At 64.9% G+C, this 18,520-nt stretch carries 17 protein-coding genes and 3 pseudogenes; 6 read left to right on the top strand and 14 right to left on the bottom strand.

Going from position 1 to position 18,520, the window contains the following annotated elements:
- Nucleotides 1-13 precede the first annotated feature (13 nt).
- The 8 genes and pseudogenes from AKN84_RS09440 to AKN84_RS09405 form a co-directional block, all read right to left on the bottom strand.
- The gene (locus AKN84_RS09440; protein WP_050420453.1) at nucleotides 14-922 is read right to left on the bottom strand and encodes a DMT family transporter; all 909 of its coding nucleotides are present in this window, start codon (nucleotides 920-922) and stop codon (nucleotides 14-16) included.
- A gap of 203 nt (nucleotides 923-1,125) precedes the next feature.
- Entirely contained in the window at nucleotides 1,126-1,926 is an 801-nt protein-coding gene (locus AKN84_RS09435) for an NUDIX hydrolase (protein ID WP_050420452.1), read from the bottom strand.
- A gap of 3 nt (nucleotides 1,927-1,929) precedes the next feature.
- Nucleotides 1,930-2,886 carry a dihydrodipicolinate synthase family protein gene (locus tag AKN84_RS09430; protein WP_050420451.1) on the bottom strand — a complete coding sequence of 319 codons (957 nt, stop codon included), beginning with the start codon at nucleotides 2,884-2,886 and terminating at the stop codon, nucleotides 1,930-1,932.
- Nucleotides 2,887-3,029: 143 nt separating this feature from the next.
- Nucleotides 3,030-3,910: pseudogene (locus AKN84_RS09425) on the bottom strand (SDR family oxidoreductase).
- A gap of 185 nt (nucleotides 3,911-4,095) precedes the next feature.
- Nucleotides 4,096-4,955: pseudogene (locus tag AKN84_RS09420) on the bottom strand (MaoC family dehydratase).
- A 252-nt stretch (nucleotides 4,956-5,207) separates the two neighbouring features.
- Nucleotides 5,208-5,597: a Zn-ribbon domain-containing OB-fold protein gene (locus AKN84_RS09415; RefSeq protein WP_021080623.1), complete on the bottom strand. Its 390-nt coding sequence runs from the start codon at nucleotides 5,595-5,597 to the stop codon at nucleotides 5,208-5,210.
- Nucleotides 5,597-6,754, bottom strand: coding sequence for a thiolase domain-containing protein (locus AKN84_RS09410; protein WP_050420450.1), 1,158 nt, complete (start codon nucleotides 6,752-6,754; stop codon nucleotides 5,597-5,599). Before AKN84_RS09410 ends, AKN84_RS09415 begins: the two co-directional genes overlap by 1 nt.
- Nucleotides 6,755-7,051: 297 nt before the next feature.
- Entirely contained in the window at nucleotides 7,052-10,546 is a 3,495-nt protein-coding gene (locus AKN84_RS09405) for an indolepyruvate ferredoxin oxidoreductase family protein (protein ID WP_050420449.1), read from the bottom strand.
- A 234-nt stretch (nucleotides 10,547-10,780) separates the two neighbouring features.
- On the opposite strand from AKN84_RS09405, the gene AKN84_RS09400 reads away from it, so the two are divergent.
- Nucleotides 10,781-12,007: a c-type cytochrome gene (locus AKN84_RS09400; RefSeq protein WP_050420448.1), complete on the top strand. Its 1,227-nt coding sequence runs from the start codon at nucleotides 10,781-10,783 to the stop codon at nucleotides 12,005-12,007.
- 24 nt (nucleotides 12,008-12,031) lie between these two features.
- Here the strand turns inward: AKN84_RS09400 and AKN84_RS09395 are convergent, their stop codons facing one another.
- Nucleotides 12,032-12,673 carry a trimeric intracellular cation channel family protein gene (locus AKN84_RS09395; protein WP_050420447.1) on the bottom strand — a complete coding sequence of 214 codons (642 nt, stop codon included), beginning with the start codon at nucleotides 12,671-12,673 and terminating at the stop codon, nucleotides 12,032-12,034.
- 146 nt (nucleotides 12,674-12,819) lie between these two features.
- Here AKN84_RS09395 and AKN84_RS09390 point away from each other — a divergent pair, with 146 nt between their 5' ends.
- The gene (locus tag AKN84_RS09390) at nucleotides 12,820-13,251 is read left to right on the top strand and encodes a hypothetical protein (protein ID WP_050420446.1); all 432 of its coding nucleotides are present in this window, start codon (nucleotides 12,820-12,822) and stop codon (nucleotides 13,249-13,251) included.
- Nucleotides 13,252-13,316: 65 nt separating this feature from the next.
- On the opposite strand, the pseudogene AKN84_RS09385 reads toward AKN84_RS09390, so the two are convergent.
- The 3 genes and pseudogenes from AKN84_RS09385 to AKN84_RS09375 all read right to left on the bottom strand — a co-directional run bounded on the left by AKN84_RS09385 (nucleotide 13,317) and on the right by AKN84_RS09375 (nucleotide 14,882).
- A pseudogene (locus AKN84_RS09385) lies at nucleotides 13,317-14,134 on the bottom strand (isocitrate lyase/PEP mutase family protein).
- A 56-nt stretch (nucleotides 14,135-14,190) separates the two neighbouring features.
- Nucleotides 14,191-14,541, bottom strand: coding sequence for an antibiotic biosynthesis monooxygenase family protein (locus tag AKN84_RS09380; protein WP_050420445.1), 351 nt, complete (start codon nucleotides 14,539-14,541; stop codon nucleotides 14,191-14,193).
- Between the two features lie 32 nt (nucleotides 14,542-14,573).
- On the bottom strand, nucleotides 14,574-14,882 hold the full coding sequence (locus AKN84_RS09375) for an NIPSNAP family protein (protein ID WP_050420444.1): 309 nt from the start codon (nucleotides 14,880-14,882) through the stop codon (nucleotides 14,574-14,576).
- Between the two features lie 191 nt (nucleotides 14,883-15,073).
- Here AKN84_RS09375 and AKN84_RS09370 point away from each other — a divergent pair, with 191 nt between their 5' ends.
- Together AKN84_RS09370 and AKN84_RS09365 are read left to right on the top strand one after the other, a co-directional pair.
- Nucleotides 15,074-15,769, top strand: a complete 696-nt coding sequence (locus tag AKN84_RS09370; RefSeq protein WP_050420443.1) for an ArsR/SmtB family transcription factor — start codon at nucleotides 15,074-15,076, stop codon at nucleotides 15,767-15,769.
- A 304-nt stretch (nucleotides 15,770-16,073) separates the two neighbouring features.
- On the top strand, nucleotides 16,074-16,343 hold the full coding sequence (locus tag AKN84_RS09365; protein ID WP_050420442.1) for a GCG_CRPN prefix-to-repeats domain-containing protein: 270 nt from the start codon (nucleotides 16,074-16,076) through the stop codon (nucleotides 16,341-16,343).
- A gap of 70 nt (nucleotides 16,344-16,413) precedes the next feature.
- On the opposite strand, the gene AKN84_RS09360 is transcribed toward AKN84_RS09365, so the two are convergent.
- Complete coding sequence (locus tag AKN84_RS09360) at nucleotides 16,414-16,713, bottom strand: twin-arginine translocation signal domain-containing protein (protein WP_050420441.1); 300 nt, start codon at nucleotides 16,711-16,713, stop codon at nucleotides 16,414-16,416.
- Between the two features lie 260 nt (nucleotides 16,714-16,973).
- Between AKN84_RS09360 and AKN84_RS09355 the strand changes: the two genes are divergently transcribed.
- Nucleotides 16,974-17,324: a cupin domain-containing protein gene (locus AKN84_RS09355; protein WP_050420440.1), complete on the top strand. Its 351-nt coding sequence runs from the start codon at nucleotides 16,974-16,976 to the stop codon at nucleotides 17,322-17,324.
- A gap of 227 nt (nucleotides 17,325-17,551) precedes the next feature.
- On the opposite strand, the gene AKN84_RS09350 is transcribed toward AKN84_RS09355, so the two are convergent.
- Nucleotides 17,552-17,899: a hypothetical protein gene (locus AKN84_RS09350; protein WP_050420439.1), complete on the bottom strand. Its 348-nt coding sequence runs from the start codon at nucleotides 17,897-17,899 to the stop codon at nucleotides 17,552-17,554.
- A 120-nt stretch (nucleotides 17,900-18,019) separates the two neighbouring features.
- Between AKN84_RS09350 and AKN84_RS47725 the strand changes: the two genes are divergently transcribed.
- A complete protein-coding gene (locus AKN84_RS47725; protein ID WP_128970572.1) occupies nucleotides 18,020-18,286 on the top strand; it encodes a hypothetical protein in 267 nt (88 codons plus the stop codon).
- The last annotated feature ends 234 nt before the right edge of the window (nucleotides 18,287-18,520 follow it).

Raw genomic sequence — 18,520 nt, 5'->3', positions numbered from 1 at the left:
CGCGGCGATGGCCTCAGGCCGTGGCGAGCTTTCGCGCCGGAATCGTCATGGCGGCGACGCCGACGACGACACAGGCAAGCCCGACCCACGCCGTCGGGCTCAGCCGTTCGCCGAGGAATGCGACGCTGAGCGCAACCCCGATCGGCACCCGCAGATAGGCCTGCGCGGTGGTGCCGACCGAACCGAGGGTCTGGATCAGGCGGAAGTAGATCACGAAGGCGATCGCGGTCGAGAACACCGCAAGCGCCAGCAAGGCGAGCAGCGAACTGGTCGACGGCGCCAGCGTCCAGGGCCGTTCGACGGCGAGGCTGAGCGGGATCAGGATCGCAGCGCCCGCGATCAGCGAGCCCGCCGCCGGTGCCATCGGATCGAGCCCCTTGAAGCCGCGGCTGAAGATCGCAGCGCAGGCATAGCAGATCGTGGCGGCGACGATCGCCACCTCGGCCACGATGCCCTGCCCGAGATCGCGGAATGCATCGACGCCGACGATCAGGCAGATGCCGGCCATCCCGGCGATCACCCCGGCCAGCTTGCGCGGGCTCGCGGCCTCGTGGCGGGTGATCGCGGCGGTGAACAGGAAGGTGAAGATCGGCGAAGCCGAATTGAGGATGGTGGCGAGCCCGGCGTCGACGAAGCGCTCGCCCCAGGCGATCAGCGTCCACGGGATCACGCTGTTGAGACAGGCCTGGAAGATGAAGCGGCGCCAGGTCGCGCCGTCCGTCGGCATCGTCACGCCGCGCATCCGCATGATGACCAGCAGCAGCAGGCCTGCGATCGCGGTGCGCGCCGCGATCAGCGTGATCGGCGGGATGGTCGCGACGCCGAACTTGATGAAGGTGTAGGAGCCGCCCCAGAGGGTGGCGAGCACGAGCAGCAAAGCGAGCTCGAAGCCCATGTTGGGTTGGCGTGGGGTGGTGGTCATGGGCTGAAGATTCCGTCTCGGGGGTTGAGACGGAATCTACAGCACGGCTGCCGATGATATTTCGGTACTGACCGAAGTGTGAAGAGAGTGAGCCGTGATCCTGAGGAGCTTGCGGAGCAAGCGTCTCGAAGGATGCACGGCCCGGCTGGTGGCCGTCGATCCTTCGAGGCTCGCTGGGCGAGCGCCTCAGACGGAATTACCAATTAGCCCATCGCGCCGACGTCGAACACCTCGCCGTCGTAGCCGGCTTCCTTGGGGATGCGGAGCTGGCGGCCGGTGGCGGTCTTGGTCATCACGGGAGTCACGGTCACGATCGACATCTTCTTGGCGTCGCTGAGCGCGGCGCCGACATTCGGCTGTTTGCCGAGCCGGATCAGATTGCGCGTGGTCGGGAACGGCAGCTTGAAGCGGCCGGTCTCGCCGCCTTCCAGCGCCTCGCGCGTCGAGACCCAGATCGAGTCGGTCGATTCCTTGCCGTCATGGGCGCCAAGCTGCTCGGGCGGCGCGGCGGCGAGGAAGAACCAGGTGTCGAAGCGCTTCGGCATGCCCTCCGGCGTGATCCAGTGCGCATAGGGCACGAGTTCGTCGAGCGCCAGCACCATGCCGTTGTCCGTGAGCACCTTGAGGAAGGTGATCTTGCCTTCGTTCAACGCCGCACGATGCGCGGTCGCGATCTCGTTCGCGCGCTTGGCATCGACCAGGTCCTTAGATCCGGCCGGGCGCGCCAGCAGGATCCCGCTCTCTTCAAACGTCTCGCGGATCGCCGCGATCCGGAAACCGAGCGCGTCGCCGTCGAGCCCTGCCCCGCCCGAATAGAGCGCGGGATCGGCGGCGATCTCCTTGTCGTTCTTGTCGACACTGCCGCCGGGAAACACCAACGCGCCCGAGTTGAACTCGATCTGGTGATGACGGACCATCATGAAGACTTCGATTTCGCTCGACGAGCTACCGTCACGCAGCAGCAGCACGGTCGAGGCAAGGCGCGGGGCAACAATCTCGGTCATCACTTAGCCTGCTGCACTGGATTGCGGTTGCAGATTGGCGCGGCGGTCGACGCGCGCCACGCGGGAGAGCAGATAGTCGACCTCGGCCTTCGCCTGCGGGGTAATGACCGCACCGGGCTTGCGCTGGGCGCTGGAGGAGATGATGCCGCGCTTCTGCAGCACGTATTTGCGCACGGTGAGACCGACGCCGGGCTGCTGCTCGTAGCGGATCAGCGGCAGATGCGCGTCGAACAGATCGTGCGCCGCGTCGCGTTTTCCGGCCTTCGACAGATTGACCACGTCGATCAGCAGCTCGGGGAAGGCATAGCCCGTCATCGCACCGTCGGCGCCGCGCTCCATCTCGAAATCGAGGAACAGGCCGCCATTGCCGACCAGGATCGACAGCGGCCGCAGCGAGCCGTCCTTCTGGAAATTGCGCAAGGTCGAGATCTTCTCGAGGCCCGGCCAGTCCTCATGCTTGAGCATCACGCAGGACGGCGAATCCATCACGATCTTGCGGATCACCGCGGGGGTGAACACGACCGTGAGCGTCAGCGGATAATCCTGCAGCACCCAGGGAATGTCGTCGCCGATCGCTTCCTGCGCCTGCTTGAAATAGCCAATGATCTGGTCGTCGGTGCGCAGATGCGGCGGCGGCGCGATCATGACGCCGGCGGCGCCCGCATCCATCGACTTCTTCGCCAGCGAGCGCATCGTGGCAAAGCCCGGCGCCGAAACGCCGACGATCACCTGCAGCTTCTTGGCGCGCTTGACGAAGCGCAGCGCGACCTGCTCGGCCTCGGCGGCATCGAGCTTCGGCGCCTCGCCCAGAATGCCCAGCACCGTGACGCCGTCGCAGCCCACCTCGGTGTAGAAATCGGTCAGCCGGTCGATCGATGCCTCGTCGATCCGGCCGTCCTCATGGAACGGGGTCGGCGCGATCGCAAAGGTTCCTGCGGCCTGGGCGGTGAGTTTGGTCATTTGTGCCTCGTCTGTTTCCGCCCTCTATACAGCGTCATTCCCCGGTGCGCCATTGCGCATCGGGAAGCCCCTGCCCCCGGGCGCGCGGCTCATCGATTCCGGTCCGATGCCGCGCATCGCACCGGAACGGCATTTGCCAGGACTTACTTGAACCGCCGCGCCGACTTCTTGATCTCTTCTTCGGAGAAGAAGATCTCCTTGGCGTGGGTGACGATATCCTCCGCCTTCCATCCCGTGAACGGCGGCGTCCAGCTTCCATTTCCATCATCCGCATCTCTCGGACGCCGCGCGGACCGGAGACGCCGAGCACCTTGCCGGTCTGGTCGCCCGAGAGATCGCTGACCATGTAGAGCACGGCCGGCGCGATACCGTCGGGGCCGAGCGCCGCACCCGGGTTCTCCTTGTAGCGCGGCAGGTCCGCGGTCATGCGAGTCAGGGCGCCCGGCGCCAGCGTCCAGATCCGGATGTTGTACTTGCGGCCCTCGATGGCCAGCACGTTGGAGAGGCCCCAGATGCCGCCCTTGGCCGCGCCGTAATTGGTCTGGCCGAAATTGCCGATCAGGCCCGAGGTCGACGACGTGTTGACGATGACGCCGCCGCCATTGTCGCGCATCCATTTGAACACCGGCTGGGTGCAGCAGAAGGTGCCCTTCAGATGCACCTTCATCACCCTGTCCCAGTTTTCCTCCTTGGCCTTGTGGAAGGTCTCGTCCAGCAGAATGCCGGCATTGTTGACCAGGATGTCGGCGCGGCCGAAATGCTTGATGGCGTCGTCGAACACCGATTGGCCGCCGGCCAAGGTCGAGATGTCGGCACCGTTGGCGACCGCGCGGCCGCCCTCGGCCTTGATCGCATCGACCACCTTGTCGGCCATCGACTTGTCGGAGCCCGAGCCGTCGCGCGGGCCGCCGAGATCGTTGACCACCACAGCCGCGCCCTCGCGCGCAAACAGTTTTGCGTAGGCCTCACCCAGTCCGCCGCCCGCGCCCGTGATCAGGGCCACCTTGCCGTCGAGTAATCCCATGGTTGTTTCTCCGTTTTGTTTTTCTTCCTTACCTCACCCCGCTTGCAGGGAGAGGTCGGATCGCCCTTGCGATCCGGGTGAGGGGGTACAGGTCTATCGGCGAAGACCACCGATGCGGAGGTGCCCCTCACCCCACCCTCTCCCCGCAAGAGCGGGGCGAGGGAGTCGACGGCCGTCGCAGGACGCTAACCCAGCACCGTCCTGCCGCTCTTGATCACGGTGACGCCGCGCGACTTCACCTTGGCCTCGAACGACACCACGTTGCCGTCCTTCCACAGCTCCATGGTCACGGTCTCGCCCGGGAATACTGGCGAGGAGAACCGCGCCGCGTGCTGCTTGAAGGCTGTGGGATCGTAATCGGCATAGGTCTGCAGCACGCCGCGGCAGGTGATGCCGTAGGTGCACATGCCGTGCAGGATCGGCCGCGGGAAGCCGGCCTTCTTGGCGAACTCCGGATCGGAGTGCAGCGGGTTGCGATCGCCGCAGAGCCGGTAGATCAGCGCCTGATCCGGCCGCGTGGTGATGTCGACCACCTTGTCCGGCGCGCGCTCCGGCACCTTGTGCGGCTCGGGCTGGCCGTCGGACGGGCCGCCGAAGCCGCCATCGCCGCGAGCGAAGCGCGAGGCGACGAGCGTCGCAAGCTTGTCGCCCTTCTCATCCCTGAGCACGGTCTGGTGGCGGATCACCGCGCCCTTGTCCTTGCCCTTGTCGAACACGTCGAGCACGGTCGAGTCGGCCGTGATGTGGGCTGCCGTCGCGAACGGCTTGTGGAAGGTGATGTCGCGCTCGCCGTCCACCACCATCACGCGGTTGAGGTTCATCTCGCCGGGACCGGCGCCCCAGCCGCGACCGACGCGAAGGTCGGCACCACCTTGAGCGGACGCGGCGTCAGCACGCCCTCATTGACGAAGGCCAGCTCCTTCTCGTCCATCGGATCGGCGCCGAGCCCGATGCCGTAGGCATAGAGCATCACGTCGCGATCGCTGTAGCTGTATTTCTGGCCGAGATTTTTCAGGGCCATCAGCTGTTCATACACGATTGGCATTGTTGTTTTCTCCCCGAACATTTTCTCTGGCACGGTGCCCATTGCAGCGCCCTCTCCCCTTGCGGGAGAGGGCTACACCGGCATCAGTCACAAACTCACTTGGGAGAGGGGTTGCCTCCGCAGGGAGACTCGATCCGTGGAGAGACACCCCTCTTCCGGCAGCTTCCATAGCCGATGCAGGGCATCGGCGTTAGTTGAACGGCGGCCGAAGGCCGCCTACGCACCTTCCCCCGCAAGGGGGGAAGGTACTTCTTACGCCGGCGTGAAGAACGGCAGCGGGGCGCCGTCGGTCGGCTTCCACACCACCTTGACCTTCTGGCCGATCTTCACCGTCTCCAGATCGCAATCGACGATGTTGGTCTGCAGCGACGGGCCTTCCTTCAACGTCACATAGGCGATCGCATAGGGACCGGTCGGCGACTTCCGCATCAGGCTGTAGGTGTAGACCGTGGCCTCGCCGCTCGACTCTTCCCACACCGTCTTGTCGGAGAAGCAGAACGGGCAGATCGCGCGCGGGAAATAATGCGCCTCGCCGCAGGTGGTGCAGCGCTTGATCATGAACTTGCCCGCCTTCGCCGCTTCCCAGAACGGCGCGGTCTCCGGATTGGTCACCGGGGCATTGTACTTCTTGGCTTCAGACATCACGCACGCTCCAGAATGCAGGTTGAGGCGGCGTGGCGAACGCCGAGCAGACCGCCGGTGCCGTGGGCGATCGCGAGGTCGCAGTTCTTCACCTGCACCTTCGGATGCGCCTCGCCGCGCAGTTGGCGCACCGCCTCGAGGATCTTGGTCATGCCGCCGCGATTGACGGGATGATTGCTGCACAGGCCGCCGCCATCGGTGTTGAACGGCAGCTTGCCGACGCCCGAAATCAGATTGCCGTCGGCGACGAACTTGCCACCCTCGCCCTTCTTGCAGAAGCCGAGGTCCTCGAGCTGCATCAGCACCGTGATGGTGAAGCTGTCATAGATCGAGGCGTATTTGATGTCCTTCGGCGTCACGCCCGCCTCTTCGAAGGCGCGCGGGCCGGACCACACGCCGGCGGAGTAAGTCAGGTCGAGATCCTTGCCGCCGCGCGGACCCTTCGCAGCCTCGCCGTGACCGATCAGGCGCACCAGCGGCTTCTTCAGGCTCTTGGCGATCTCCGGGGTCGTCACGATCATCGCGCCGCCGCCATCGGTGACGACGCAGCAATCCATCCGGTGCAACGGATCCGAGATCATCGGCGAGTTCAGCACGTCCTCGACGGTGACGACCTCCTTCAGCATCGCATGCGGATTGTACTGCGCATGATGCGAGGCGGCGACCTTGATCCAGGCGAGCTGTTCGGAGGTGGTGCCATAGTCGTGCATATGGCGCATAGCACACATGCCATAGGCATTGTGCGTGGTAGCCCCGTAGGCCAATTCGAAATCGGCCTCAGCGCCGGAGGCGCGCGGCGGCATCGGGCCGGTACGCGGCTTGCCCGCCAGCGTGACCAGCGCGACCGAGCACTTGCCCGCGGCGATCGCCTCGGCGGCGTGGCCGAGATGGATCAGATAGGAGCAGCCACCGGTCTCGGTGGAGTCGACGTGACGCAGCTTCTTGGTGTTGAGGCCGAGGTAGTCGACCATCGGCCACAGCCCGCCCGGCGCATCGCCGGCGCAGAAATAGCCGTCGATATCGTCCTTGGTGAGCCCGGCATCCTCGATCGCGCCCTTGGCGACCTCGGCGTGTAGCTGTGCTGTTGATTTATCGGGTGCATGCCGGGTGGGATGCTCGTAGATCCCGGCAATGTAGGCCTTGCCCTTGATGGTCAAATCGCTCTCCGCTGGCGTTTTTCGCTCCAGCGTTTTTCTGAACCGACGACGCGACCTTGGCAAGCGCGGAAATATTCCGTCAGGCGAGACTGTAAATGACGCGCGATATACGCGCCCCAAAAACCGGTGTCGTCCCGGCCTAGTGCGCAATTGCGCACGGGAGCCGGGACCCATAACCACCGCCGTTCATCGTAGCGCGACGCTGGGACCGCAGCTCGATCCAACAACTCGACCCTGTGGTTATGGGTCCCGGGTCGCGCTTCGCTTGCCCGGGACGACGTTGAATTTGCGGCTACCCTACTCCGCCGCCATCTGCCGGGGCGCGGGCGGCGGGTTGGCGAGGTCGGCGGCGAGTTGCGCGTAGCGAACCTTTGCCTCCTTGACCGCTTTCTCCTTCACCGGGCCGTAGCCGCGGATGCGCTCGGGCAGCGACAGCAGTTCGACGGCGATGTCGTGATTGAGCGGCGACAGCAGGCTCAGCACCGTCGCGACATCCTTCTCGTAGCCCGCGATCAGATCCCGCTCGAGCTTGCGGTCGGCGTTGTAGCCGAAGATGTCGAGCGGCGTGCCGCGCAGGAAGCGGAAGCGCGCCATCACCTTGAAGGCCGACATCATCCACGCCCCGAAGGCGCGCTTCTTCGGACGACCCTGCGCGTCCAGCCCACCGCCGAGGATCGGCGGCGCCAGATTGAAGTTGAACTTGAAGTCGCCCTCGAACTGGTCGCGCAGCTGCTTCTCGAAGCGGCCGTCGGTGAACAGTCGCGCCACTTCGTACTCGTCCTTGTAGGCGAGCAGTTTTGCGTAGTTGATCGCGACCGCACGCGGCAGCGCCTCGCCATAGCCGCCCTTGGCGGCGGCATCGCGGACCTGGTCGACCAGCTTGCGGTAACGCCTGGCGAGCCGCCCGTTCTGATAATCGGTCAGCAACGCCATGCGGTGGGTGATGATCTCGTCGAGCGACATCGCATCCAGCGACTTGACAGGGGCAGCGTCGTCATCCTGCCCCTTCATCATCGCGGCGAGCCGCGCCGGATCGGCCGCGGCCAGACGCCCGAGCTGGAACGCCTGCGTGTTCATCTTGATCGAGACGCCATTGACCTCGATCGCCTGCTGGATCGATTCCGCCGACAGCGGCAACAACCCGCGCTGATAGGCAAAGCCCATCATCATGATGTTGGTGGCGATGGAGTCGCCGAGCAGCGCTTCGGCCGGCTTGGTGAAATCGAAGAAGGCAGAGTCCTTGCGCAGTTCGGTCTCCAGCACGCCGGTGACCTTGCGGCTCTGGAAGTTGAAGTCGCGGTTCAGGATGAAATCCGCGGTCGGGATGACGTGGCTGTTGATGATGCCGACGGTGCGGCTCGCCTCACACAGCGAGATGGTGTCCTTCGACACCGCCACGACCTCGTCGGCCGCCAGAACGAGATCGGCGGTGCCGGTCACGATGCGCGAGCAGGTCACATCTGCCGTGTGCTCGGAGAGCCGCACATGGCTGAGCACCGCACCGCCCTTTTGCGCGAGGCCGGACATGTCGAGGATCATCGAGGCCTTGCCCTCGATATGCGCGGCCATGCCGAGCAGCGCGCCGATAGTCAAGACGCCGGTGCCGCCGACGCCGCCGACCGCGATGTTGTAGGGCCGGTCGAGCGCAGGCTTCGAGGCCGGTTCCGGCAAGGCGCCGATGTCGCCGAGTTCAGTTGGCGCGCGACGCTTGAGCGTGCCGCCGTCGACCGTGACGAAGGACGGACAGAAGCCCTTCACGCAGGAATAATCCTTGTTGCAGGTCGACTGGTTGATGGTGCGCTTGCGCCCGAGCTCCGTCTCCAGCGGCTCGACCGAGATGCAGTTCGACTGCACCGAGCAATCGCCGCAGCCCTCGCAGACGGCGGGATTGATCAGCACGCGGCGCGCCGGATCCTCCATCTGGCCGCGCTTGCGGCGACGGCGCTTTTCGGCGGCGCAGGTCTGCACGAACACGATCGCCGAGGTGCCCTTGGTGTCGCGGCACATCTTCTGGACGTTCTCGAGCTCGTCGCGATGGAACAGCTTGACGCCGGGCGCGATGGTATCGGCCGGATAGGCGCCGGGATTTTCCGAGACCAGATAGATCTCGCGAATGCCTTCGGCGTGGAGCTGAAAGGTGATCTGCTGCGGCGAGAGGTCGCCGTCATGGCGCTGGCCGCCGGTCATCGCGACCGCGTCGTTGTAGAGGATCTTGTAGGTGATGTTGGCCTTGGAGGCGATCGACTGGCGGATCGCGAGAATGCCGGAATGGAAGTAGGTGCCGTCGCCGAGATTGGCGAAGATGTGGTTCTCGTTGGTGAACGGCGCGATGCCGACCCACGGCACGCCCTCGCCGCCCATATGCGTGAAGGTCTCGGTCGAGCGGTTCATCCACAGCGCCATGAAGTGGCAGCCGATGCCGCCAAGCGCGCGGCTGCCTTCCGGCACCTTGGTCGAGGTGTTGTGCGGGCAGCCCGAGCAGAAATACGGCGTGCGGCTGACCGGCGCCGTCGCCTGCATCTGGGTCGACTGGCGGCCGTTGAACCAGTCGGCCTTGGCGCGCAGCATCTCGGCGATTTCGGGATTGAGATTAAGTCGAAGCAACCGTTCGGTGAGCGAGCTCGCCAGCGAGGCCACGCTGAGCTCGGCGGCGAAAGTCAGGAAGCGCTTGTCGTGATCATCCATCTTGCCGACGATGCGCGGCCGCACGTCGTCGCGCCAGTTGAACAGCTCCTGCTTGACCTGGTTCTCGACGATCTCGCGGCGCTCCTCGACGATGAAGATCTCCTCGAGTCCGACGGCGAAATTGCGCACGCCCTCCGGCTCCAGCGGCCAGGGCATGCCGATCTTGTAGAGGCGGAGGCCGATCTTGGCGGCGATCTCGGGCGTGATGCCGAGCTCGCGCAGCGCCTGGCGGATGTCCTCATAGCTCTTGCCCGAGGCCATGATGCCGTAGCGCGCGTTCGGCGAATCCATGGTGATCCGGTTGACCTTGTTGGCGCGGGCAAAGGCGATGGCGGCGAAGCCCTTGTAGTCCTGCAACCGACGGTCCTGCTCGAAGCGGTCGTCGGGCCAGCGGATGTTCAGCCCGCCCGGCGGCAGCTCGAAATCGGCCGGGATGATGAACGGCGTCATCTCGTCGGTGAGGTCGATCTCGGCCGTGGTCTCGACCGTTTCGGTGATCACCTTCATGCCGACCCAGCAGCCCGAGTAGCGCGACATCGCGATCCCCAGGAGGCCCATCTCGATCATTTCATGGATGCTGGAGGGATAGAGGTAGGGCATCAGCGCGGAGATGAAGGCGTGGTCGGACTGATGCGGGACGGTGGAGGACTTTGCGCCGTGGTCGTCGCCGGCAAGGCAGAGTACGCCGCCGTGCCTGGCGGAGCCCGCCGCGTTACCGTGGCGGAACACGTCGCCGCAGCGGTCGACGCCGGGGCCCTTGCCGTACCAGATGCCGACCGCGCCATCATACTTGGCGCCGGCCGACAGCCCGAGCTGCTGCGAGCCCCAGATCGCGGTGGCCGCGAGGTCCTCGTTCACGCCGGGCTGGAATTTGATGTTGTACTGCTCGAGATGCTTGCGGGCGGCGAACAGCTGCTGGTCGTAGCCGCCGAGGGGGGAACCGCGATAGCCGGAGATGAAGCCTGCCGTGTTGAGGCCTGCGGCGCGGTCGCGTCTGATCTGCGCCATCGGCAGGCGGACCAGCGCCTGGATGCCCGTCATGAAGACGTGGCCGGTGCCTTGGGTGTATTTCTGGTCGAGACTGATAGGCCCTTGGTTGATTCCCATTTAGCCCTCTTTTCGCTGGTCGCGACGGCTGCTTTTTAGCTAGTCATCCGAACTTGTTAGAACCACTCTATGTCGGATTTTCCGGCCCGCGCAGCACAATTCTGAGCGACCAGGCCCGTCGCTCAAAAATCGCAATATCGTGCCGGGAATATCAGAGAGCCGTTTCGGTTTCTGTCGCAGGACAGGCCCGCGGCGAAATGGCGTAACGCGTCTTGTTGACCGGAGGGTGAATGGATGCGGCGACGATTTCGAACGACGGGTGCGATTCTGGCCGGCGCGCTGTTGTGCAGTGCGTTCGCGGCCCGCGAAGGCACCGCTGCGCCGACCGACGACATCATCGCCGGCGGCAAGGCGCTCACGATCGCCGGCGACTGTGCGAGCTGCCACACCGCCGATCCGGCAAAGCCGTTCGCCGGCGGCAAGCGGATCGACACGCCGTTCGGTGCAGTGTTCTCGGCGAATCTCACGCCCGACCGCGATACCGGCATCGGCGGCTGGAGTGACGACGATTTCCTCCGCGCGCTGCGCAGCGGCGTCTCGCCGAACGGGAAGCATTATTATCCCGCCTTCCCTTACCCCTCTTTCACGAAGCTGATCCGCGACGACATCCTGGCGATCCGCGCCTATCTCGCAACGCTGGCGCCGGTCAGCAACAGGGCGCCGCCACCGCAGCTGCGCTGGCCGTATTGCTACCGCGTGCTGATGCGCGCCTGGAACGCGTTGTTCTTCACGCCGGGCATCATCCAGCCGGACCAGAGCAAGGGAGCGGAATGGAATCGCGGCCGCTATCTGGTCGAGGCGCTCGCCCATTGCGGTGCCTGCCACACGCCGAAGAACGCGTTCGGCGCCGACAGGCGCGATCAGGCGCTCGGGGGCAGCATGGTGCAAGGCATGTTCGCACCGCGGCTCGATGGCGCGGAGCGCGGCGGGCTGAAGTCCTGGAGCGCTGACGACATCGCCGAATATCTGCAGAGCGGCCGCAACGGACACAGCCATGCCGGTCCGCTGATGTCCGAGGTGGTGGTCAACTCGACCTCGAAGATGAGCGACGGAGATGTGCGCGCGATCGCCGCCTATCTGAAGAGCCTGCCCGCCGGCGCACCGGAGCCGACGGTCACCCCGCCCTCGCCGGCGCAGATGAACAACGGCGAGCGGATCTATCGCGGCGCCTGCGTCGCCTGCCATGAGCTCGACGGCTCCGGCGCGCCGCGGATCTATCCGCCACTACCCGGCAACGCCAATCTGCAATCGGCCACTCCTGCAAGCACGCTGCGCATCATCCTCGACGGCGCGCAGACCGTGACCACGCCGCGCGCGCCTAACGCAGGGTCGATGCCGGCCTATCCGAAACTCAGCGATCAGGAGGTCGCGGACGTTGCGACCTACATCCGCAATTCCTGGGGCAATGCGGCGCCGGCCGTGACCGCGGACGAGGTCGCCAAAGCGCGGACAGCGAAATGAAGGCGCGGACGGCGAAATAGCGGCTCACCGCTCCTCGTCAGAGAACACGAATTTCGGCATCTCCCATCTGTAGCGGATCGCGAGCATCCGGAAGCTCAGGCCGAGCGCGAAGGTCAGCAGGGTCCAGACCGGCGGGTTGAGGTTCAGTCCGAACGCGGTCGCATAGAACAGCCCCGTCACCACGGAGACGCTGGCGTAGAGCTCGCTGCGAAACAGCAGCGGCACCTCGTTGCAGAGGATGTCGCGCAGCACGCCGCCGGCACAGCCGGTGATCATGCCGGAGACGATCACGATCGGCAGCGAGGCGTCGACCTGCCAGGCCACGTCGCATCCCGCCATGGTGAACACCACGAGCCCGATCGCATCGAGCACCAGGAATGCGAGATTGAGCCTGACCACCAGCCGCGCCAGCAGGATGGTCGCGAAGGCGCCGGCCGCCGCGACCGCAAGGTAGATCGGGTTCGCGACCCAGAGCAGCGGATAATGCCCGAGCAGCACGTCGCGGATGGTGCCGCCGCCGAGCGCGGTGATCGCCCCGAGCATGCAGACGCCGGCCCAATCCATGCTGCGTCGGCCGGCGGCCAGCGCCGCCGTCATCGATTGCGCCGCAACGGCAATGAACGAGAGCACGTGCAGCACCGAATCGGTGGGCGGCATGGTCCACATTGAAAAGGCCTCATGGAACAGGTTTGGAACCGCTGGGAATCGCCGGTTCCTGCATGAACTGGTTGCAACATTGGCGCGGAACATCCGAACGCGCCAGCCATTGTCCCCTGCGATTAGCTTTGAGGTGCTAACGGAGGAACTTTGCAATGGCTTACAACCCTGACGATCCGTATCGCGCCAACCTGACCGATGACGAAATCCGCCGTCAGGCGCGCTTCAACAGCCTGGACAACGAGTTGCAGCCGGACCCGGAACTGCGGGAGGGATCGGCAAGCAGCACCAAGATCGCGATGTTCGCAGTTGCGGTGGCCGTGGTGCTCGGCGCCCTGTTCTATGGGTTGAACAATACGTCGGTCCACGAGGCGGGCACGACGCCGTCGACGCAGACCGCGCAGCAACAGCCGGCCAATCCGGCCGGGGCGCCTCCGGGCATGCGCGACGTGACGCCGAAGCCCAACAGCCAGCCCGGCACGACCACGGGCGCGGCGCCGGCTCAGCCGGCCAACCCGCCGTCGGACATGAACAAGTCTGACATGAACAAGCCCGCCGCCCCGCCGGCCGACAATTCGAAGCAATAACTGACGACACTGACCAGGCGCGAGCAGCGGGCCCAAACGGCCCGCTGCTTTTTTGCACGCAAGGTCTACTTGAACATCTTGTTGAGCTCGCCGCCGGGATAGCCGTTGGCGAATTCGGTGAAGGTGCCCTTCTCGGCCATTTCCTTCGCCGCCTTCATGACGCCGGTCCAGGCCATCCGCGCCAGCGCCCCGCCGACGCTGATCCTGCGTACGCCGAGATCGGCCACCGCTTGCAGCGTCAGCTCGGACGCGCCGCCGATCAGGAGATTGACCGGCTTCGGCGCAACCGCCTTCACGACCGCGGTAATTTCCTCTTTCGTCGAAATGCCCGGCGAATAGAGCACGTCTGCCCCGGCTTCCGAATAGGCCTGCAGCCGCTCGATCACCAGGTTGAGGTCCTTCTTGCCCCACAGGAATGCCTCGCAGCGGCCGGTGAGCAGCACGCCGCTGTTGTCGGCATCGATCGCCTTGCGCGCCGCTTTGATGCGCTCGACCGCGAGCTTGTGCTCGAACAGCGGATTGGCCGCGTCACCGGTGGAGTCCTCGATCGAGAGCCCGGCGACGCCGGTCTTGACGCCGCGCGCGACATTGATCGCGACCTTCTCCGGCTCGACGGCGAAGCCGCCCTCGAAATCCGCATTGACGGGAATATCGACGGCCGCGCACATCGCTCTCAGATGATCGCAGACGTCGTCGATGGTGACGCGGTTGTCGGCCTTGGCGATGGTCCAGGCAAAGCCCGCGCTGGTCGAGGCCAGCGCCTTGAAGCGAGATGCTGCAATGCGCGGGCGCTGCCGGCATCAAACGGGTTCGGAATGATGAAGCATCCGCTCTCGTGCAGCTTCTTGAAGGCTGTGCGTTTGTCAGCAGTTGGCAGTGGCATTGGTCGCTCCCTAAGGTCGTTGGCCGCGCACACATAGGCACGCGCGTTTGTAGGCGCTAGTGCTGCTCATGTACCGCGCGACTGTCTTTCGGCGCCTGCTCGCGTTCGTTCAGGCCGTAGTCGCGCATCACACTCGCAACGCGCAGGCGATAGTTGTCAAAAATCCGCGCGCGGCCCTTGGCCTGGGTGCGACGGTGCTCGATGGTGTTGCGCCAGGCTTCTACCGCGGCCTCGTCGCGGAAGAATGACAGCGACACGAACTTGCCCTTCTCGGTGAGGCTCTCGAACCGCTCGACCGAGATGAAGCCGTCGATCTCCTGCAGGATCGGTTTCAGCTCGGCGGCAAGGTCGAAATACAGATTCCGGTGCTCCGGCTTCGGCCAGACTTCGAAGATCACGGCGATCATAGGCGCCTCCGCTCATTGTTGTTGCGGAACGACTATAGCTCGACCTTGCGCAGAAATGTCCGTTCCTCGGCGAGGATGAAGCGGTTTTCTTCCGCGAAGTTGAAATTCGCCATGCCCTCTTTGTCCTGCCGCAGCCGCGCGCGATAGGCCTCGTAGGCGGCAAGGCTCTCGAACGAGATCAGCGCAAAGCCGATGTTGTTGGTGCCCTCATGCGGCATCCAGTAGCCGAGCAAATCGCCGCCGCAGCGCGGGATGATCGACAGCCAGTTCCGCGAATACTCCTCGAACATCGCGCGCTTGAACGGATCGAGCTGGTAGCGGATGAAAACGGTAATGGTCATTGGGATGTCCTCTGTTCTCGGTCATTGCGAACGCAGCGAAGCAATCCATGGCTCCACTCGCGTCGGCAAGAATTGCTTCGCCGCTTCAGCGCAAAATTGCCTTCGCGATTTTGTCGCGAGCTCCTCGCAATGACGGCACGGTGAGACACTACCGCCTTGCCCGACCTCGATGCTTCGGCTATCATCGAACTATGAAAGCAGGACCCGACATCTCCCGGATCGCCGCCCTGGTCGGCGATCCCGCACGCTGCAACATGCTGACCGCGCTGATGACCGGCCGCGCGCTGACCGCGAGCGAGCTGGCGCAGGAGGCCGGCATCACCCCGCAGACGGCGAGCTCGCATCTCGCCAAGCTCGAGGCCGGCGGGCTGATCGAGCCCGAGAAACAGGGCCGCCACCGCTACTATCGCCTCTCCGACCCCGACGTCGCCGACGTGCTGGAAGGCCTGCAGGGCATCGCCGCCCGCGCCGGCCACATGCGCGTGCGCACCGGGCCGAAGGATCCGGCGCTGCGTCACGCCCGCATCTGCTACGACCATCTCGCCGGCGATCTCGGCGTGCAGATGCTCGACAGCATGAAGCGGCAGAAGCTGGTGCGCCAGAGCAAGCAGGCGATCGAGCTGACCGGCGAAGGCAAGCGCTTCATGGCCGAGGAGCTGCAGATCGACGCCGATGCGCTGACGCATCCGCGCCGTCCGGTGTGCAAGGCCTGCCTCGACTGGAGCGAGCGGCGGCACCACCTCGCCGGCACGCTGGGCGCGGCGATGATGGACCGCTTCACCGAATTGAAATGGGCCGCACGCGACGCGACGCCCGGCAGCCGGGTGGTCAATTTCTCGCGCAACGGCGAGAAGCGGTTCGCGGCGCTGTTCGGTGCAGGCGAGTAACCTCGCGCATTCAAATCAGCGTCGGCGCTTTCATGCGCGTCCCTCATCGCGCTTGTCTCGCGCTCCGATGCATTTGCACCCGCGTCGTGCGCTGCGTACGTGGCTAAGAAATGTTTCGAGATGATTCTGAGCGTGCTTGCGGCGCACTGACGCAGCTGTGAGCTGCAACATTCATGTCGCATTCAGCCCGCAACATTATGGTCGGCGACATCGGGCGCTGCTTCTGCAAAGATCCGGCCGGGCGAATCGGTAATCTAAAAGTTTGTTGCGGTGCCGCAGCGCGGCCCAAATAAAAGGAGAAGTCATGAAGTTTCTTTTTGCAGCAGCGGTTTTGGTGACGACCGCATTCGCCGGCATCAGCGCCGCTGATGCGGCTGGTGGCTGCGGTCCCGGCTGGCATCGTGGTCCCTATGGCGGCTGCGTCAGGAATCGTGGTCCCGTCGTCGTTGCCCCCGGCCCGGTCGTGGTTGAGCGCCCCGTCGTCGTCGCGCCCGGCGCGGTCGTGGTGGCGCCGCGCGTCCGCGCCTGCCCCTATGGCTTCGCCTGGCGCTACGGCCGTTGCCGCCCGATCTGATCGCGGCGCATTCCGAACAAACAAAACCCCGCTTCGCGCGGGGTTTTTCTTTTTCGACATGGAGTCGATATTACCAGCGGCGCCAGTGATGACGGCGCCAGTGACGGCGCCAGTGACGGCGGCGCCAACCCCAATGCCTGTGGTGCCAGCGCCGATGATGCCAACCGTGATGCCAACGCACTTGCTCGGGCTTCAGATGATCAACCTCGTCGCCCGTGGTGACGGCAGGATGCGCATCGCGGCCCGCCGGCGCACGTGGATCCTGGTTGAGGGGAAGCGGCGCGAGCGGCGCGGCCTGGGCCGTTGCTACGAACGTGGCTGCTCCGGCGGCGACACCGAAGGCGATCTTGAGAAAATCGCGGCGTTCCATGAGAGTTTCCCTTTGTTGCTGAGTTGGACCAACCGTACTCCCTGAGTTTTTTCGCCCCGACCTGAACGTTCGCTGAACCGCACGATCACGTTTCGCGGAACTCGACGTCTCGCTGCAGCGTCCACAACGCCGTGACGTCACGCAACCATCACGATCCGGCGGCCTCGTCCGCGCCCATCGGTCATGCTCGTTCCACCGTTTCATGGACAGCCGAACGGGACTAGCATCGCGCATCATAAGAAGATCTCCGGGAGGCCGCCGTGAAGTCAGGACAACCGCTCAAGGATGCCAGCCACCTCTACGAAGTCGAGCGCCGTGCGCTGCACGCCGCCCGCCCCGGCTTTCGCATCATGGAGCTGCAGCTCTCGCCGACCGAGAAAGTGCCGTGGCACACCCACAGCAACATCTCCGACACGTTCTACGTGCTGGAGGGCCAGATGCGGCTGTTCCTGCAGGAGCCGAAGGAGGAGGTGAACCTGAAGGTCGGCGAAGTCTACGCCGTCCGCCCCACCCGCCCGCACCTCGTCACCAACGCCGGCACGACGTCGCTGACGTTCCTGATCCTGCAAGGCGTCGGGGAATACGACTACGTGCCGCTGGCGTCTGAGTAAGGAGCGACTTTCTCCGATTGTCGTCCCTGCGAAAAGCAGGGACCCATAACCACAGGGCTGCGTTGTTGAAGCGCGCTGTGGCTCCAGCTTCGCGAACCAATTGGTATTCTTAGTTATGGGTCCCGGGTCGCGCTTCCGCCTTCGCTCGTTGAGCTACGGCGGACAAGTCGCTTGCCCGGGACGACGCGGGGGAACCAATCAGACGCGCCCGCTCCCATCACATCACATCACATCAGCTTCAGCGGCGCATCGTGAACCAGGCGCAAGTCGATGTTGCCGATCAGCCGCGCGCGGCGCGCCTCGGCGGTGCTGATGGCGGCCTCGGTCTGCCGCAAGGTGCTGACGTTCGATCCGAGCGACACAATGCCGCCGAGCACCAGCGCAATCGATCCGAGCGCTGCGGTTTCTCCTGAGCCCAACAGGCCGAGCAGCGCAGCGAAGAGCAGCGCGAACCCGCCGGCGATGGCCACCTTCGATCCGAGAATGATCCGCCGCGACCGTTCGGCGCTCTCGGCAAGCTCCTCGATCTGCGCCTCGATCTCGGAGATCTCGTCGGCCGGCTCGTCTTCGGTCATCAGGTTCGAACCTGTCTGGCGGGTCAGGCGAACCCGTAACCCGGCGTGTTCTTTTGCGCAAGGAATCGCTACGTTTCACAGGCGCGCTAGCTCCTGGTCATCCAATTGGGACTCAAATCAATGTTGGCCAGTTCAATGCTTGACGACGGCTGGGCCGTTGCGGCTCCCGCCGAGATCGGCCTCGATGCCGACAGTCTCTCCGGGCTCGACACGTTTCTCAAGCAATGGCCCAAGCGCAACGTTCGCGCCGTGGTCAACGCCCGGCGCGGCCGCTTCGCCAACCCGCCCTACACGCTCTCAGGACACCGGCACAACGCACGCAGGGACAGGCCCAGCCGACATCACCGACTCGCGCGAAGAGCCGTCAACGCTGGCCGATGCGTTTGAATGGCCGGGCAAGACCCTGACACGAACAGACACTCGCTCCCGTCCTCGACGGTCGATCGCTTCATATCGGAGACTATCCGGCCCGCTGTAACCGGATCGGGCCAGGTAAAAAACGCTTATGCCGCGGACCCAGCGCCCGATACAAGCTCGATCCAGTCCCGAGTCGCCCGCCACCTCGAAATCCTCGATACGGAAACAAACAGTCCCATATTTGGGCGGGTTTATGAGCAAGAG

The sequence above is a fragment of the Bradyrhizobium tropiciagri genome, from assembly GCF_001189845.1.
Lineage (GTDB): Bacteria > Pseudomonadota > Alphaproteobacteria > Rhizobiales > Xanthobacteraceae > Bradyrhizobium > Bradyrhizobium tropiciagri.
This window is presented reverse-complemented; position numbering and strand designations above follow the sequence as displayed.

Bases quoted from the DNA above. Each gene is read 5' to 3' on its own strand.
- AKN84_RS09405 (WP_050420449.1), bottom strand. From the start codon at position 10,546: ATGGGAATCAACCAAGGGCCTATCAGTCTCGACCAGAAATACACCCAA.
- AKN84_RS09380 (WP_050420445.1), bottom strand. From the start codon at position 14,541: ATGATCGCCGTGATCTTCGAAGTCTGGCCGAAGCCGGAGCACCGGAAT.
- AKN84_RS09365 (WP_050420442.1), top strand. From the start codon at position 16,074: ATGAAGTTTCTTTTTGCAGCAGCGGTTTTGGTGACGACCGCATTCGCC.
- AKN84_RS09430 (WP_050420451.1), bottom strand. From the start codon at position 2,886: ATGACCAAACTCACCGCCCAGGCCGCAGGAACCTTTGCGATCGCGCCG.
- AKN84_RS09400 (WP_050420448.1), top strand. From the start codon at position 10,781: ATGCGGCGACGATTTCGAACGACGGGTGCGATTCTGGCCGGCGCGCTG.
- AKN84_RS47725 (WP_128970572.1), top strand. From the start codon at position 18,020: ATGTTGGCCAGTTCAATGCTTGACGACGGCTGGGCCGTTGCGGCTCCC.
- AKN84_RS09390 (WP_050420446.1), top strand. From the start codon at position 12,820: ATGGCTTACAACCCTGACGATCCGTATCGCGCCAACCTGACCGATGAC.
- AKN84_RS09415 (WP_021080623.1), bottom strand. From the start codon at position 5,597: ATGTCTGAAGCCAAGAAGTACAATGCCCCGGTGACCAATCCGGAGACC.
- AKN84_RS09360 (WP_050420441.1), bottom strand. From the start codon at position 16,713: ATGGAACGCCGCGATTTTCTCAAGATCGCCTTCGGTGTCGCCGCCGGA.
- AKN84_RS09370 (WP_050420443.1), top strand. From the start codon at position 15,074: ATGAAAGCAGGACCCGACATCTCCCGGATCGCCGCCCTGGTCGGCGAT.
- AKN84_RS09375 (WP_050420444.1), bottom strand. From the start codon at position 14,882: ATGACCATTACCGTTTTCATCCGCTACCAGCTCGATCCGTTCAAGCGC.
- AKN84_RS09435 (WP_050420452.1), bottom strand. From the start codon at position 1,926: ATGACCGAGATTGTTGCCCCGCGCCTTGCCTCGACCGTGCTGCTGCTG.
- AKN84_RS09440 (WP_050420453.1), bottom strand. From the start codon at position 922: ATGACCACCACCCCACGCCAACCCAACATGGGCTTCGAGCTCGCTTTG.
- AKN84_RS09395 (WP_050420447.1), bottom strand. From the start codon at position 12,673: ATGTGGACCATGCCGCCCACCGATTCGGTGCTGCACGTGCTCTCGTTC.
- AKN84_RS09350 (WP_050420439.1), bottom strand. From the start codon at position 17,899: ATGACCGAAGACGAGCCGGCCGACGAGATCTCCGAGATCGAGGCGCAG.